Raw genomic sequence first — 15,312 nt, 5'->3', positions numbered from 1 at the left:
ACCCGGAAATGATCCGTCAAGCAGCAGTGCCATCGCTGCGCAGGCCTTTGAATGTTTCCTCAAGAACTTCTGAAGACAATGTCATCAGGCGGGGGGCAGAAGTCCAGAGCAATGCCGCTTCGATGGTTTTTCCGGGATAAATCTGCTTGAGCAATTCGCGGTAGACCGCAAGCTGGGCGCGGTATTCGAGAGGAACGGCTGCAGCGGAGCCGGGCACAAACGCATTCGTCTTGTAGTCCAGGATCAGGACGCGGTCTTCATCGACCAGCAACCGGTCGACCTGGCCGGAGACCTGCACCTCCTTGCCATCTGATGCAACCAAAGTCCCGACAACGGGCACTTCGGCCCGGGCATTGCGCGCAAACAGCGGTTCGAAAGCAGGGTTCTGCAAGATCGCATGGATTTCAGACAAGAGTTCTCCAGCGCGCTCCCGGAAAGGCTGCGCCAGAGCTGTCTCCACATACCGGCATGCAGCCTCTTCGCGCTGACCGTCATCAAGATCCGGCAACAATTCGAGCAAGCGGTGGATCAAGCGGCCCCGCTCCAAAGGCCAGGACCCGGCATCCTTGCGCGCCTCCAGCCTGTTTGCCGAGGAGACCGGTTCGACCCCTTCCTTCAGTTCCATGGTTTCAAACACCTTGGAAGGCTGCAGCCTGAGTTTGCGCTTCAAGGGTTTGGCCGGATCAAGAAGCCAGCCGGGAAGTGCCGGTTCCACGGTCTCGGCCGGAGCGATACTTTGCGCCTTCCTGTCCGGTTCCCGCGCCTCGCCTTTTTGCCATCGCCAGCCCATGGCAACACCGTCCGCCGAGACCAGCTCACGCGCCTCGGGACGCAAGGCCATGACCACCAGATTGTACCAGCACTGATCGTGCGCACCGCGCTTCGGCGCCCAGCCACACACCACCAGCCGGTCTTCGGCCCGGGTAAGCGCAACATAAAGCAGACGCCGGTATTCTTCTTCCGTGCCTGCCCTGAGTTCGGCAAGGGCCGTGTTGTGCCAGCTGGTCCGGTCCTGCTTGGGCGGCAACCAGACTAGCCCTGGCGGCACGCCATCGCCATTGCCGCGGGTGCGGGGCAAAAATGCAGGGTCATGCTGAGAGGAAGACGGCGCCGATCCCGGGTCGACCAGGATCACGAAGCGCGATTCCAGCCCCTTGGATCCGTGCACCGTCATGATCCGGACCATGCCCTTGGCGTTTGTCAGTTCGCGCTTGATTTCGGCAGGCGCGGCTCCCAGCCAGGCGAGAAAGCCTTCAAGACCCGGGGTGCCGGTCTGCTCGTAATTGATGGTCAGTGCCAGAAACTCATCGAGCACGTCGTCCACTTCCGCACCCAACCGGGCGCGGAACTCCCGCCGCCCGCCATCGGCCGACAGAAGCCGGGCATAAAACTCGAACGGCGGCATGAAGTCGGCGCGGGCCCGCCACATCTCGATGCGTTTGCGCACGCCCTGCCATTTCGGCGAACCGTCAGAGGCCTTGACCAGCGCCTGCCACAAGGTGCCCGCCCGTGCGCTACCCGGGGTCTCGCGCGCGATTTCGAACAGGTCTTCATCGCCGAGCTCAAACAGTGGGCTCTTGAGAACACAGGCCAGCGACAGGTCGTCTTCGGGCAGCAACAGGAACCGGCCCAGTGCCATCAAATCCTGAACTGCAATATGTTCGGTCAAAACCAGCCGGTCACTCCCGGCTGCCGGAATGTTGTGTGCCTTCAGCTCCCGGTTCAACACCTCGACAAAGGGGCCGCGCTTGCGCACGAGGATCATCACATCGCCGGGAGCCGCGATCCCCTCCCGCATCCAGTCCCTGATGGTTCCGGCAATCCGGCGCGCGACACGGACCATCGGGCTGTCATTTCCGACATGATCGACCGGCGTGCGCCAGTCCTCCGGCTCTGCCACCTCTTGCGCACTTTCAAGCGGCCAAAGGTCGACAATGCCCGGATCCCTGCGGATCGCCTCATGTACGGGGGCCTGCACTTCTTGCGAGAGACCACGGTGGGCGCTTTCGGCCTCGAACACCTTGTCGACCGCTCCAAGCACATCGGGGGTCGAGCGGAACGACAATTGCAAGTTCACCGAATGAAACGGGTGCTCCGCGAAATGGGCACGTTCGGAAAAGTCCCGGCGCATCAGGTCGAAATAGGCAGGCACCGCGCCTTGGAACGAGTAGATTGATTGCTTCTCGTCGCCCACCGCAAACACCGTGCGCGTGCGCTCCGTTGCCCCCTCACCTGCAAAAAACTCCTGTGCCAGCGCGGTGACCACTTCCCACTGGCGCGGGCTGGTGTCCTGCGCCTCGTCGACCAGAATGTGATCCAACCCCTGATCCAGTTTGTATTGCACCCACTGGGCGGCATCGGACCGGGACAAGAGCTGTGCGGTCTTGACCACAAGGTCCTCGAAATCGAGATAGCCGCGCGAGGTCTTGGCGTGTTCATATGCACCGATCACACCATGGGCGAGCCTGAGCACGGCCGATGTACCCTCAAAGGTGATGAGGGCCCTGCGCGCATCCAGCAAGTCCATGAGACGCATCTGTTCGGCCACAAGCGCCTCGACCACATGGGGAAAGCCCTCGTTGATCTTCTTTGTGGCGAGTGACTTGCGCGGCTCCAGCTGGGCGGTCAGAAAAATCGGCAACCATTTGGCCCGGAAGAGACCGGCATCGGAAATCCTGCAAGTCTCGGCAAGCGCTTCTGCCCGCTGGTTGTCGGTCTTTGTGCCCGTACGCAGGGCCTCGGCATAAGCGAGAGCCTCCGGTTCCGGGATCAGTGTCTCGGCCTTGAACCGGGCATCAAATGCTGTCAGCGAAGGTGACCCTGAAATACCAAGCTCTAGCGCGAGATCCACAAGGGCCTGTTCCAGTCCACCGGCATCATTGAGCCAGCGCCGGAATGCATCCCGGTTCTGGATCAGTTCTTCCAGTGCCTTTTGCGCGCCACCATCACTCATCAGGTCGATGACCGATCTCAACGCCCTTCCAAGCAGGCTGTCCGGATTGGTTTCGGCCGCATTGAGAACACCTGCCTGCGCCTCGGCCATCAGCTCTCCGGCGATCCGGTCATCCAAAACGGAAAAATGCCCGGCCACATTGGCCTCAAGCGGAAACTGGTGAAGCAAAGCTTCGCAGAAACCGTGAATTGTCTGGATCTTCAGACCGCCCGGTGTTTCCAGCGCCCGGGCAAACAATCTGCGCGCCATCGCAAGACGTGCGGCACCGGGAACCTGGCCCTCGATATCGGCCAGCTCGCGGCTCAGGTCCGCATCGTCTTTGGTGACCCATTCCCCGAGGATCTTGAAGACCCGCGTTGCCATTTCAGCCGCCGCCGCCTTGGTGAAGGTCAGAGCCAGAATGCGCGAGGGATCAGTCCCGTCAAGCAACAACCGGACAACCCGGCGCGACAGCACAAAAGTTTTGCCCGAACCGGCATTGGCACTCACCCAGGCGGAAGCCTGCGGACGGGACGCCAGATCCTGCCGTTGCCGGGTCGCTTCTGGGATTTGAAAGCCGCTCATTCTTCGCCCTCCCCGCCCGAGGACCATTCCTGAACCCGCGCCAGATGATCATAAGGTCCGCCGAACTGGCGCTCCTGAAACACCCGTGCCCGGGACAAATAGCCCGTCGCGGGATCGGCATAATGCGCGATCAGGGCTTCGAGACGGGCCCAGGCCTCCTCGATAAACTCGCCGATCTCGTGTTCTTTCGGCGTTCGGGGCAACTCCACCAGCGGATCGGACCCGCCTTTCAACTGAATGTACAAGAGCTCGGAAACCGGATTTGTCGACGGGACATTGGAAAAACCGCCTTTTCGGACAAGAGCCGCTTCCAGCGGCATTTGCGGGGCGAGCAGGGTCTCCACCTGCTTGATCGACGGGGCCTGACCGGTCTTGTAGTCGATCACCGAAATCGTCCCGTCCTTCATCAGATCAATCCGGTCGGCCCTGCCGCGCAATCGGAAAGACCGCCCGGGAAGCGTCAGTTCAACGCCACCACCGACTTCAAGAAACCGTTTGTCCACAGACGGCGCACGCTTGGCTTCAAAGGCGACAAAAGCGCTGGCAATGCGTTCGAAACGCGGCCACCAGAGCGCCCGCACCGCCGGAAAGGCGTCAAGCGGTGCGAACAGCTCCCGCCCAATCCCGATCAGGGCCTCGACTGCGTCCCCGTTGAGAGGTCCGTTCCAGTCACTCAGGAACCGCGCCAGCGCATCATGAATGATCACGCCCTTGTCAGCAGCCCCCGGAGCGCCACCAATCGGGTCCACCTCCTGCAGCTCAAGAACATGCCTTGCATAGATCGCATAGGGGTCCCGGATCAGTTTCTCGATCTCGGTGACCGACAGGCTGACAGGCCGTGCGTCAAGCGGCGGTTTAGGGTTTGGCCTTGCAGCCGGGCGTACCGGCCCGTCATTCTTGTCCAGCCGGTCCGCATAAGCTGTATAGATCCGGCCGCGCGCCTCCATAGCTGCAGCGACATCTGGGCCAGCCAGCGTCTGAAGGCGTTGCAGCCAGCGGGAGGCCACAGTCGGCGCGCCATCGGACCGCAAGGCGCGGGACAAAAGCACGCGGGAAGCACCCAGCCCCTGGACAAAATCATGAGCCGACGCCCCGATCCGCCGTTCGGGCGGGTCCAGCCCAAGATCCCGTTTCATCGGCCGGTTAAGCCAGGGATCATTGCGGGTTCGTTGTGGCCAGACGCCCTCGTTCAAGCCGCCGAGAATGACGCAGTCGGCGGTTTGCAGCCGGGCTTCGATCGGGCCCAGAATTTGGACACGCGGATCGCCCGGCAGACGTCTGCGCACGGCCGTTCCGGACATTAGCGCCGGCAATACGGACGGCCAGTCGCGCGGCACCAGGTCAAGCCCGGTGTTCTCCGCCTCCAGAAGCCCGGCAAAAAACGCTGCCAGTGCATCGCCGGTTTCACCCGCATAAAGTTCGGCGTCGCTCAGCGTTTCATCCATGGCGACTGCCGAGATCACCGCGACATGGGCCTTGGCGAGGTCCACAGCCGGAATGGCATCGGATTGGTCTGCCAAGGTCTCGAGCGGGGCAAGGGCCTTTTGAAGCCGTAGAACCAGCTCCTCGATCATGGCCCAGTCAGCGTCGTGGATCTTTTTCCAGCGCGGAACATGGCGGGAGCTCGCCGCTTCGTCACGGGATGCGTTGATCGCCAGCAACAGTCCCGCGGTCCCCGGTCTCGGGCGCGGCCCGCGCAAAACGCCACGCTCAAGCGCACGTGCAGCCGACCGGATGTCCTTGGCACTCAGGCCAAGGCGGCAGAGCGGGTGTTTCAGAAGCGACAGGAGATCAATCGGCTCACAGCCCTGCAACGCCAGTTTGGCGGCCAGAACGGCCAGAATGGCAGGCGGCGTCTGGTCCAGCGGACGACCCGCACTGTCATCGACCTGAATGTTCCAGCGCGCCAGCTCGGAGGCAACCCGGCGGGTCAGCATCCGGTCGGGCGAGATCAGCATGGCCGTTTCGCCGCGTTCCAGCGCTTCGCGAAGGGCAATTGACACGCTCAAGGCTTCGTCCGCCTCGTTGCGCGCGAGGATCACGCCGACATTGCCAAGTGCAGTGCTCGCCGAGATCGTGCCCGCCTTCAAAAACGCCATCCATCCGTCGGATGTGTCGGCCGGACGCAGGGCTTCGGAAATCAGGATGTCCCGCTGCAGATGATCCGGGTGCGGGGCGGCCCCCAACTCACGCACAGCCGACCGGTCGATCGACAGGCGGCGCAGAAGCTGCCGCAAGGATTGCTGCGGATGAGAGGCCAGAGATGTCGCGGGCGCGCGCTTTCCCGCTTGAAGCGGTGTTTCCGGCAGGTCTTCGGCAAGCGCCTTCCAGGAGGCTGCGTCCATGTGAAGGTCCAGCCCGGGCAGCACCAATACGCCTTGCGGCAGGGCTGCCACCGTTTTCAGAAGTTCGGCAGTTGCGGGAACCGACCCCGTGACACCGGCCACGATCACCGGTCCCTTTGGCGGATGGGCGGCCAGACGTGCAGCCCCCCGGCGGATCAGCTCGGACCGCCGCATCTTGGGATCCATGCGCTCTGCTTCACCCAGAAAGGCAGGCCACGCAGACTGGACGATTTGCAGGAACTCCAGCGTGACTTCCCAGTACCGGGCATGTTCTTGCGGAACCAGTCCGGTCAGGTCCGACCAGTCCGCTTCCTCGATCTGGATCTCGTCCATCAATACCAGCAGATCGCCGGCAAGCCAGGCTGCATCTGCCGCCGAGGCCGGGATGCCAAGAGGCTCTTCGGATCCGAGCTGCAAAACCTCACGGCGCAGTGCGCCCTTCCAGGCCATGACAAGCCGCGTCATTGCCAGATGGCGTTCAATCGGCGGCATGGCGGGGGGGAGCGGTTCACCGTCGCCTGCCCCGTAAAACGCGTCGAGATCCTCGTCCGCGTCTCCCACCGGCAGGATGCGGGGCAACAACACCGGACGGCCACCGAAGGCTTCCTGAAACAGCTCCGGTAACAGGCGTGCGGCACGCCGGGTCGGCAGATAAAGGGTTACTTCCGACAGGAGCAGCGGATTGTCGAGCGGACGGAAGCCGGGCAGCAACGTGCCATCGACCAGTGTCTCGACGAGCCGGGGCAGAAACGGGACAGAGGCGGGAATGGTATAAACGGTTTGACCGTGTTCACTGACTGTCATGTCCTACGCAGCGCTCTCGCGAACCGCATATTCCGCTGCCGCAATGGCATCGGGCGTGCCGATATGCAGCCAGATGCCCTCCATCTGCACACCGAACAAGCGGCCTTCCTCAATCGCCTTGTCGAACAGCAGGTTCATCGAAAACGGGCCATCCGGCGCGTCATCAAAAAGTCTTGGATGCAAGATCGCGGCACCTGCGTAGGCAAACGGAGTGACATCACGTTCCGGCCTGCGGCTTAGCGTACCGTCCCGCGCCATCTGGAAGTCGCCGCGGCCGCCATACCCAACCGCATGCACCGTTTCGGCCACCAGAAGAAGCGCATCCATGCGGTCTTCGTCCCAGGCATCTATCATGTGCTCCAGATTCGGCTTTACACCCTCGATCCAGTAGGCCGTGTCGGCATTCAGCTGGAAAAAGGGCTCACCGCCCAGCATCGGCAGTGCCTTCTTGATGCCGCCGCCGGTTTCCAGCAGCATGCCGCGCTCATCGGATACACGAATGTTCATGTCCTTGCGCCGGCGCACATGAACTTCAACAAGATCGGCCAGATAGTGGACATTGACGACGCAGGTCTTCACGCCCGCCCCGGCCAGACGGTCAAGGCCGTGGTCGATCAGCGCCTTGCCATTGACCTCGATCAGCGGCTTCGGTGTCGTTGCCGTAATCGGGCGCATTCGTTTGCCGCGCCCAGCCGCCAAGATCATTGCATTTTCCGGGCGAAACCGTTCTGTCGTCATGTTCGTTGTCCAACCTTCTGCGCGGACGCGCCCGGTGTCTCACCGGCGCAACGCGCAGATCCAATCCTTGATGTCCCGGAGGACAGGCGCATCAAGCACCCTGTCCAAATAGGCCTGCATGCGCGGCACATGTGCAAGATAGGCCAGCTTTCCGTCTCTTCGTGCCAGCCGGTAAAACAGACCAAGGATCTTGAAGATCCGCTGCGCCGCCATGACCGCCAATGCATCCCGAAACCCTATCACATCAAAGCCGGGCTGGTGTGCCATTCTTGTCTCGAGATACGTTTCCTCAAGCTGTTTTTCCAGTGCGCGATCAACTGTTGCCCGCGCATCATAAAGCAGCGACCCGAGGTCATAGGCGAGCGGTCCGATCATCGCATCCTGATAGTCGATCAAACCGAGGCGCAGCGCCCCCTGGTTGTCTTCCCGCCACAGGATATTGGGCGAATGATAGTCGCGCAGCACCAGCCCCTGTTCACTCTTGTTCGCCACATTGAGAGCGGAGTTCATCAGTGTCATGAATTGCTGGTGTTCATCCTGGGACGGCTCATGCGCCATTGTTTCCGGCACATACCAGTCGAGAAACAGCCGGGCTTCCTGAAGCAATGCATCGCGCGAATAAACCGGCAGATCATACACCCCGCCTTCCGGCAGCAAGATTTGCCTTTCCGCCGCCCCCTGGGCATGCAGTTCGGCCAACAGAATGGCCGCCGCTTCATAACGTTCGGCAACCGGTTCGCCACCAATGGCGATCCGTTCGTCGCCGAAGTCCTCCTGAAGGACAAATCCATGACCGCGATCAGCGGCAATCGTTGCGGGCACCGGCATGCCGAGGTTCTGCAAGCAAGACGTTACCGCAATCACCGAGGTTACATCCGACGCCCGGTATACTTTCCGGTTATAGGCGAGGGCGGCCCCGGACCCGGCTGTCCCTTCCGGTTCGGGCCAGTCCATCAGGATCAGGTTTTGTTCATCCGACTTGATGCGCTCGTACCGCCGGGTCGAGGCATCTCCTGCCAGATAGGTGCGTGATGACCCGGCGCTTGCCGACCGGTTCAAAAACGACCTGATCTCGAGCGTACGCGCGATCCGCCCGGACCAGGCAGGGTCGGCCGACGCAAAACGCGCCTCGCGGCCTTCGCCAACTTCGGTCAGTTGAATCCAGAGTGCTTCTTGAGGAAAAAGATGACCGGCCTGCTCGGGCCATTCCACCAGAGCCGCCCCGGTCTCGAGCAGCTCGTTCAGTCCGAGCTCGTCAAGCTCCTCCGGTTCTTCCAGACGGTAGAGATCGAAATGAGCGACCGGCAAATGCGGGAGGTCGTAGTTTTGAACCAATGTGAAGGTCGGGCTCGGCACTTCAAGATCTTCGTCACCGGCCAGATTCTTGATCAACGCCCGCGCAAACGTCGACTTGCCGGCTCCAAGGTCCCCCGACAAGGCCACTAGATCGCCCGGTTTCAGGATCATGCCGATATCTTCGGCCAGTTGGACCGTTTCAGCTTCGTTCAAAAGTGTTTTTACGGCAAACACGCCTTCAAGGCCCTGAAGGGTCAGTTCGGACAAATGCATCGCTCCGGCTTACTCCGCAGCAACCCGTCCGGTTGCCTGCGGCTTTTCGGGGAAGGAACAGGTCACTGTCGTGCCTTTGCCTTCCTCGGACGCAATGTCAACAGTTCCGCCATGCAATTCAACAAAGCTCTTGACGATTGACAGTCCAAGACCTGCTCCCTGACGTTTGGCGCCGGAATCGTGCCCCACAAAGCGGTTGAACACCTGATTCAGGACCTCTGCCGGGATCCCGCAGCCACGATCCTTGACGACAAACAGGACATCCCCCTTGTCGCGGCTGCAGGTAACATCGATGACCCCTTCTTCTTCCGAGTAGCGGACCGCGTTCGAGATCAGATTGAAAAGCACCTGACGCAGACGCTTTTCATCGGCAACCATGACACCGATGTCCCCCTGAACATGAGTGCGCAGATTGATCCGGGCTTCCTTCAACCGGTCCTGCAGCCCTTCAATGGCGGCATCCACGGTTGCTGCGACATCCACTTCGCCAAGATCCAGCTCCATGATTCCTGCATCCAGCGTGGCGAGGTCGAGAATGTCGTTGATGATCGCAAGCAGTGCTGCCGACGACGACAAAATGTAATTGGCATATTCATCCTGCCGGGCAGAGAGATCTCCGAATTTGGGATCGGAAAGCAGCTGCGCAAAGCCGATGATGTTGGTGAGCGGGGAACGCAACTCGTAGGAGACGTGCTGAATGAAGGCGTTCTTGAGTTCATCGGCCTGTTCCAGCGCCTCGTTCTTTTCCAGGAGCGCACGCTCGACATTCACGCTGTCGCTCACATCGACAAAGGTCACGAGCGTTCCGCCATCCGGCAGCGGAACCACCGAGTAATCCAGAACGGTTCCGTCATGGCGCTCCATCCGGTCCCCCGCCTGAATGCGATTGACCGGCAATCCGGTAACACGTTCGGCAAGCCTGTCCCATGCGTTCCTTTCGTCCGGCCGCAGCATGCAGGCCTCGACGATTTTCTTCACATGGGGCATGTCGGTGAGCTGGTCCTCACCGAGGCTCCACACCCGGGCAAAAGCCGGGTTCCATAGATTGAGGCGGCCATCGGAGCCAAACACGGCAACCGCCTCGGACAGATTGTCGAGGGTTTCGCCCTGAACCCGCGTCAATGCGTTGAAACGGCTTTCGAGATTGAGCTGTTCAGTTACGTTTTCGTAAATGTAGGTGACGCCACCTTGCGGGTGCGGGTTGGCAATCACCCGCAAGGTGCGCCCGTCCGGCAGATGCCACCAGGTTTCGCGCGCCCTGACCGACTGGTAGCTCTCGAGCATCTTGCTGCGCCAGCCGCGATAATCCGCCTGTTCCGGCAACTTGCGCGCCGCCCGCAAGGCATCCAGAACGGCGCCGTCCTCCGGACGGCCTTCAAGAAACGCCTGATCGAGGTCCCACAATTGCCGGAAGGCTTCGTTGTGGAATTGCAGCCGATGATCGGCGCCGAAAATGGCCACGGCCGTCGCCAGCTGGTTCAGGGTCCGGCCATGGAATTCTTCCGTTCGCTTCAGTTCTTTCCGAACGCTGTCGAGCTCACTGACATCAACGGCCATGCCGGATGAGCCGACATTCGCCGTCACATCGGTCACCTCGAACACCCGCCGCTCTCCGGATGTGACGATCGGGATGCGATCCGTGTAAACGCCGTCCTCCTTGCGGCCTGCATCCATGGCCGACAAGGCATCTGCATCAAGGAACATTCTCGCATCACGAATGGCGCTGCCGGTGTCCGGTGCCTCGACCGCTGCAGCATAGGCCGCGTTTGCCCAGATCAGCCTGCCTTCCGCATCGCGCTGCCAAGCCGGTGCAGGCACCGCATTCAATAGCGCATGCAGCATGTGCAGCTCACCGGAAATCCTGGCGTTGCGTGCGGCGAGCTCCGCCTGCATCTGACGCTCACCGCTCAAGTCGCGCAAGCGCAAGACCACGGCGCCACCGGTCGTGCGGCCTATGGCTTCCACAAACGTTCCGGTCAGTGTTTTCAGCGTCAAGGTAAATGCTTCGCCACGGCTGAACAGAACATCCAGATGACTTTCCAGATCCGCCGCGCTTTTCGGGTTGAGCCAATTGCCGAAGGCCAGAAGGGAAACTGCGTTTTTCGGAACGCCGGATCTCTCTGACAAAATGCCCCAAACCTGCGGCACAGCCCCGTTGCCGGTCCATGTGATGACCCTCTGCTCATCCGTGTTGAGCATGGTCTCGAGCCGGTCGACCTGAAACTTCAACTCCCGGTTTTCAGTTTCCAGTTGCCGTGTCAACCGGACAGCTTTCCGCCGGTAACGCACGAGGGCTGCGGCAGCGGTGACAGCAAAAAGCGAGAGACCTGCGGCAGTTCCGAGAAGCATGATCTCGTCGGGACTGATGTCGCGGGTCGGCAGATTCCAGAACCCGTCGGCCAGCGCCGGGGTCCACGGTGCGAAAACGGCAAGGACAGCCGCCCCGGCCATTCTGATTTTTGCTGGAATCCTGCCGTGCCACGCCACACGCAACCGCGCGCCGCCCGATTTGCCTTTCGGCATCTGATGTTCCCCTTACGCCGCCTTGCCCGAAGAACCCGGACCGCCCCGACCGCCGAAGCAGAAGCCGAATCAGAAAACACATGTGCCTCTTGTTTCCTGATTCGATAAAAACATAACTTTTTTTGGATTCGCGCTGAAGAGTCTCTTAGCGAAAAGTTAACGGATCGAGCAAAATTTGATCTGACTGGCCGCCAAACAAAAAGGGCCGCCAAACCGGCGGCCCTACATATTGTGTTTATTCCAACCTCAGATCAGTACTTGTAGTGCTCAGCCTTGAACGGTCCGGTCTTGCTAATCCCCAGATATTGGGACTGCTCGTCCGACAGCTCGGTCAGCGTGACGCCGAGTTTTTCCAGATGCAGGCGTGCGACCTTCTCGTCGAGATGCTTCGGCAGGACGTAGACCTCGTTCTTGTACTTGTCGCCCTTGGTAAACAGCTCGATCTGCGCAAGCACCTGGTTGGTGAAGCTTGCAGACATCACGAAACTCGGGTGTCCGGTTGCATTTCCGAGATTCACAAGACGGCCCTGCGACAGAAGGATCATCCGCTTTCCGTCCGGAAACTCGATCATGTCGACCTGATCCTTGACCGGACGCCACTTGAAGTTCTTGAGTGACGCAACCTGAATTTCATTGTCGAAATGACCAATGTTGCAGACAATCGCCATGTCCTTCATGCCGCGCATGTGGTCAAGGGTGATGATATCCTTGTTGCCGGTCGCGGTTACATAAATATCGCCTTCCGGCAGAGCCTGGTCGAGGGTCTTGACTTCGTAACCGTCCATGGAGGCCTGCAACGCGCAGATCGGATCGATTTCGGTCACGATCACCCGTGCCCCGGCACCTGCAAGCGACTGGGCAGACCCCTTGCCGACATCGCCATAGCCGCAGACAACTGCAACCTTGCCCGACATCATCACGTCCGTGCCGCGGCGAATGCCGTCAACCAATGACTCACGGCAGCCATAACGGTTGTCGAACTTGGACTTGGTGACGCTGTCATTGACGTTGATCGCCGGGAACGGCAGCTCGCCCTTCTTCTGCATGTCGTAAAGACGCAGAACACCCGTGGTGGTTTCTTCCGAAACACCCTTCAGATTTGCCTTCACCTTGGAGAACCAGCCCGGGTTCTTTTCCAGCCGGCGCTTGATCGCCGCGAACAGCGCCTCTTCTTCCTCGTTGGACGGATTGTCCAGAACACTCGGATCCTCTTCCGCACGCGCGCCCAGAAGCACCATCAAGGTCGCATCGCCACCGTCGTCGAGGATCATGTTGGCGGTTTCGCCATTGCCCCAATCAAAGATCTTGTCCGCATAGTCCCAGTATTCTTCAAGGGTTTCGCCCTTGATTGCGAAAACGGGAATGCCAGCGGCGGCGATTGCAGCGGCAGCCTGGTCCTGCGTGGAGAAAATGTTGCAAGACGCCCAACGCACCTCGGCACCCAGTGCCACCAGGGTTTCGATCAGAACCGCGGTCTGGATCGTCATGTGCAGCGAACCGGCAATGCGGGCGCCTTTCAGCGGCTTTGAGTCCCCGAACTCCTCGCGGCAGGCCATCAGACCCGGCATTTCATGCTCTGCGATTTCGATTTCGGTGCGGCCCCAGTCCGCCAACGCAATATCCTTGACGATGTAGTCGGTCATGAAAATGTCCTGAATTTTCCGGCTCTCGGCAGCCGTTTTGGGAGAAGGCGGGAGGCGCTGAGCCGGGATCAGCAAACAGCCGCCGCCACAATATTCGCGGTTATAGCGCAGCGATTTCCCGACTTCAATAAAGATATAAAGAATTCTTTATATCGCAAATTCTCAGATCTTTGTCGTTATCAAGTCCTTGGGAAGCAGGTCATATCCATATGCCCCGTCGAACCAGACAATCGCAATCGCAACGACAGCCGCCCATACAATGCTGGCAAGTGACCCGATCAGAAAATATTCTGCAAAGTCCCTGTGGTCGAGTTCCTTGTGGCGCGCCACGGTTTTCAAGGCGATGACGGCCAAAATCACTTCCCAGCGGTCCAGAACGAGCCCGACCATGATCAGACCACGCTCCAGATGGCCAATCAGCCGTCCGGCATTCATTTCACTCCGGACCTCGGGAGCCGGTTCGCCAGTCCGGGGCGCCCCGCTTAGCCGGATCACGGCACGGGCAACCAGTGTTCCGGCAGGAAACAGTGCCAAAAGGGCCGCGAAATACCCGAGCACAGGCCAATAAGAGAGAATACTCACGTGTCACAATCCCTCAAGCCTGCCAACCGGTCCTGTTCTGCGAGAAACCCGGAAACCGCCGAAACCTGGCGCTGGTATAGATCCCAATTGGCGGAGTGCAGCCCCTTGTAAACCGACCGTACGCCGACACCTCTCGTTTTCGCGACCGCTCCGACATCTCCGCCCAAGTCGCGCAGAGCAAGCACATACCCGAACTGGCTCGTGCTCCAGCCGGTTTCCATATCCGTTAGCCCCTCCCCCACCGCATCCAGCAAATCGGACACAGGCTTTTGCCGGCCAAGGACAAACCGGTAGGCAGACGGATCTTTCTTGGCGTTCAACCGGTCTCTGGTTTCGGCCAAACCTTCGCCCAGCATATTCCAGGCCCGGTCCCGGTTCAGCGGTGTATGAAGCGTCACCAGACCGAGCGCGAACCGGCAGGCAATGCCGGACTTCAGCAGCTCGAGCCGCAAATGATGAATGACCTCAAAACCGGAGTGCAGGCTCCGGCAGAGCCCTTGAAACTCGTCGCCAAGGGTAATGGTAAGAGGCGAAGAAATGGTTCCATCATTGGCGCGATTGGCCTGGTCTATGGCCTCATTGAATCGGGAGTTCAGTTCTGTGGCGCGCGCAGGTGTATCAGCGCTGGCGCTGCTGCCAACAATATCGCCCATTACAACAGCATATCGGCATTCTTGCTCGATCAAGGCCAAAGCACCTCAAATCATGCATCAAACCGGACCATAGGAACATAATGAACCATATTAGGTTCAAAAATCAACTATGAACTGAAAATGGGTCAATTCGATCAGGTGAACCGATCGTGGTGCGGCTTTAGTCCCGCTCACCGAAACCATCTTCGACCAGCTCCGTGATCGCAATGAGAACTTCACCAGCCTGAGGGCCGGAAGCGGAAACGAAAATGCAGCATCCCGGGCTCGCCGCCAGCATCATCAACCCCATGATCGATGTTCCGCCGACTGTCTGACCGTCCTTGGAAACCGTTACTTCGGCGTCAAATGTCTCGACCAGCTTGACCAGTTTGGCGGATGCACGTGCATGCAAACCGCGCTGGTTGACAATGGTCAGTTCTTTTTGAAACGAATGTACGTCCATACGTGTGTTTAGCTTTGTCCCGACAAGACCTGGCTTGCGACCGAGATGTATTTCTGTCCGGCTTGGCGCGCTTCGTCAACCGCTTCGGAAATATCACGATCCGTCCGGACACTTGCCAGCTTGATCAGCATCGGCAAATTGACCCCGGCGACCACTTCAACCTGCTTGCCGTCCATGACGGATATGGCAAGGTTCGACGGCGTTCCGCCAAACATGTCTGTCAGCAGCACGACACCCTTACCCTTATTCACGGCCTCGACAGCCGACAGGATATCCTGCCTGCGCTGCTCCATATCGTCGTCGGGACCGATCGAGATCGTTTCCACCTGTTCCTGTGGCCCAACGACATGCTCCAGCGCTGCCTTGAACTCCTCCGCGAGGCGGCCATGCGTGACAAGTACTAGTCCGATCATCCGTCCTGCAGCCCATCCCCAGCTTGTCATAATCTACAATTCAGCCTGCGTTGCGGCTTGATGCAATGTCGACAACACTTGGA

General features: G+C 59.9%; 10 protein-coding genes. All 10 read right to left on the bottom strand.

Annotated features, from left to right (window positions below):
• Positions 1 to 16 precede the first annotated feature (16 nt).
• The 10 genes from addA to E1297_RS30175 all read right to left on the bottom strand — a co-directional run bounded on the left by addA (position 17) and on the right by E1297_RS30175 (position 15,229).
• The gene (gene addA / locus E1297_RS30220; protein WP_155144708.1) at positions 17 to 3,517 is read right to left on the bottom strand and encodes a double-strand break repair helicase AddA; all 3,501 of its coding nucleotides are present in this window, start codon (positions 3,515 to 3,517) and stop codon (positions 17 to 19) included.
• Complete coding sequence (addB, locus tag E1297_RS30215) at positions 3,514 to 6,666, bottom strand: double-strand break repair protein AddB (protein ID WP_155144707.1); 3,153 nt, start codon at positions 6,664 to 6,666, stop codon at positions 3,514 to 3,516. Before addB ends, addA begins: the two co-directional genes overlap by 4 nt.
• A 3-nt stretch (positions 6,667 to 6,669) precedes the next feature.
• Complete coding sequence (locus E1297_RS30210) at positions 6,670 to 7,404, bottom strand: nucleotidyltransferase family protein (RefSeq protein WP_155144706.1); 735 nt, start codon at positions 7,402 to 7,404, stop codon at positions 6,670 to 6,672.
• Between the two features lie 39 nt (positions 7,405 to 7,443).
• Positions 7,444 to 8,967: a tRNA (adenosine(37)-N6)-threonylcarbamoyltransferase complex ATPase subunit type 1 TsaE gene (tsaE, locus tag E1297_RS30205; RefSeq protein ID WP_209016083.1), complete on the bottom strand. Its 1,524-nt coding sequence runs from the start codon at positions 8,965 to 8,967 to the stop codon at positions 7,444 to 7,446.
• 15 nt (positions 8,968 to 8,982) lie between these two features.
• Positions 8,983 to 11,496 (bottom strand): PAS domain-containing sensor histidine kinase, encoded by a 2,514-nt coding sequence (locus E1297_RS30200; protein WP_155144704.1) that lies wholly within the window; start codon positions 11,494 to 11,496, stop codon positions 8,983 to 8,985.
• A 251-nt stretch (positions 11,497 to 11,747) separates the two neighbouring features.
• Entirely contained in the window at positions 11,748 to 13,139 is a 1,392-nt protein-coding gene (gene ahcY, locus E1297_RS30195; RefSeq protein WP_155144703.1) for an adenosylhomocysteinase, read from the bottom strand.
• A 162-nt stretch (positions 13,140 to 13,301) separates the two neighbouring features.
• Positions 13,302 to 13,721, bottom strand: coding sequence for a hypothetical protein (locus tag E1297_RS30190; RefSeq protein ID WP_155144702.1), 420 nt, complete (start codon positions 13,719 to 13,721; stop codon positions 13,302 to 13,304).
• Entirely contained in the window at positions 13,718 to 14,374 is a 657-nt protein-coding gene (locus tag E1297_RS30185) for a SatD family protein (protein WP_155144701.1), read from the bottom strand. Before E1297_RS30185 ends, E1297_RS30190 begins: the two co-directional genes overlap by 4 nt.
• Positions 14,375 to 14,534: 160 nt before the next feature.
• Positions 14,535 to 14,816 (bottom strand): HPr family phosphocarrier protein, encoded by a 282-nt coding sequence (locus E1297_RS30180; RefSeq protein WP_155144700.1) that lies wholly within the window; start codon positions 14,814 to 14,816, stop codon positions 14,535 to 14,537.
• A gap of 8 nt (positions 14,817 to 14,824) precedes the next feature.
• Entirely contained in the window at positions 14,825 to 15,229 is a 405-nt protein-coding gene (locus E1297_RS30175; protein WP_155144699.1) for a PTS sugar transporter subunit IIA, read from the bottom strand.
• Positions 15,230 to 15,312 lie beyond the last annotated feature (83 nt).

It is taken from the genome of Roseibium sp. RKSG952, assembly GCF_009711355.1.
This window is presented reverse-complemented; position numbering and strand designations above follow the sequence as displayed.

Coding starts and splice junctions, on each gene's coding strand:
- addA (WP_155144708.1), bottom strand. CDS start 3,517: ATGAGCGGCTTTCAAATCCCAGAAGCGACCCGGCAACGGCAGGATCTG.
- addB (WP_155144707.1), bottom strand. CDS start 6,666: ATGACAGTCAGTGAACACGGTCAAACCGTTTATACCATTCCCGCCTCT.
- E1297_RS30210 (WP_155144706.1), bottom strand. CDS start 7,404: ATGACGACAGAACGGTTTCGCCCGGAAAATGCAATGATCTTGGCGGCT.
- E1297_RS30200 (WP_155144704.1), bottom strand. CDS start 11,496: ATGCCGAAAGGCAAATCGGGCGGCGCGCGGTTGCGTGTGGCGTGGCAC.
- ahcY (WP_155144703.1), bottom strand. CDS start 13,139: ATGACCGACTACATCGTCAAGGATATTGCGTTGGCGGACTGGGGCCGC.
- E1297_RS30185 (WP_155144701.1), bottom strand. CDS start 14,374: ATGGGCGATATTGTTGGCAGCAGCGCCAGCGCTGATACACCTGCGCGC.
- E1297_RS30180 (WP_155144700.1), bottom strand. CDS start 14,816: ATGGACGTACATTCGTTTCAAAAAGAACTGACCATTGTCAACCAGCGC.
- E1297_RS30175 (WP_155144699.1), bottom strand. CDS start 15,229: ATGATCGGACTAGTACTTGTCACGCATGGCCGCCTCGCGGAGGAGTTC.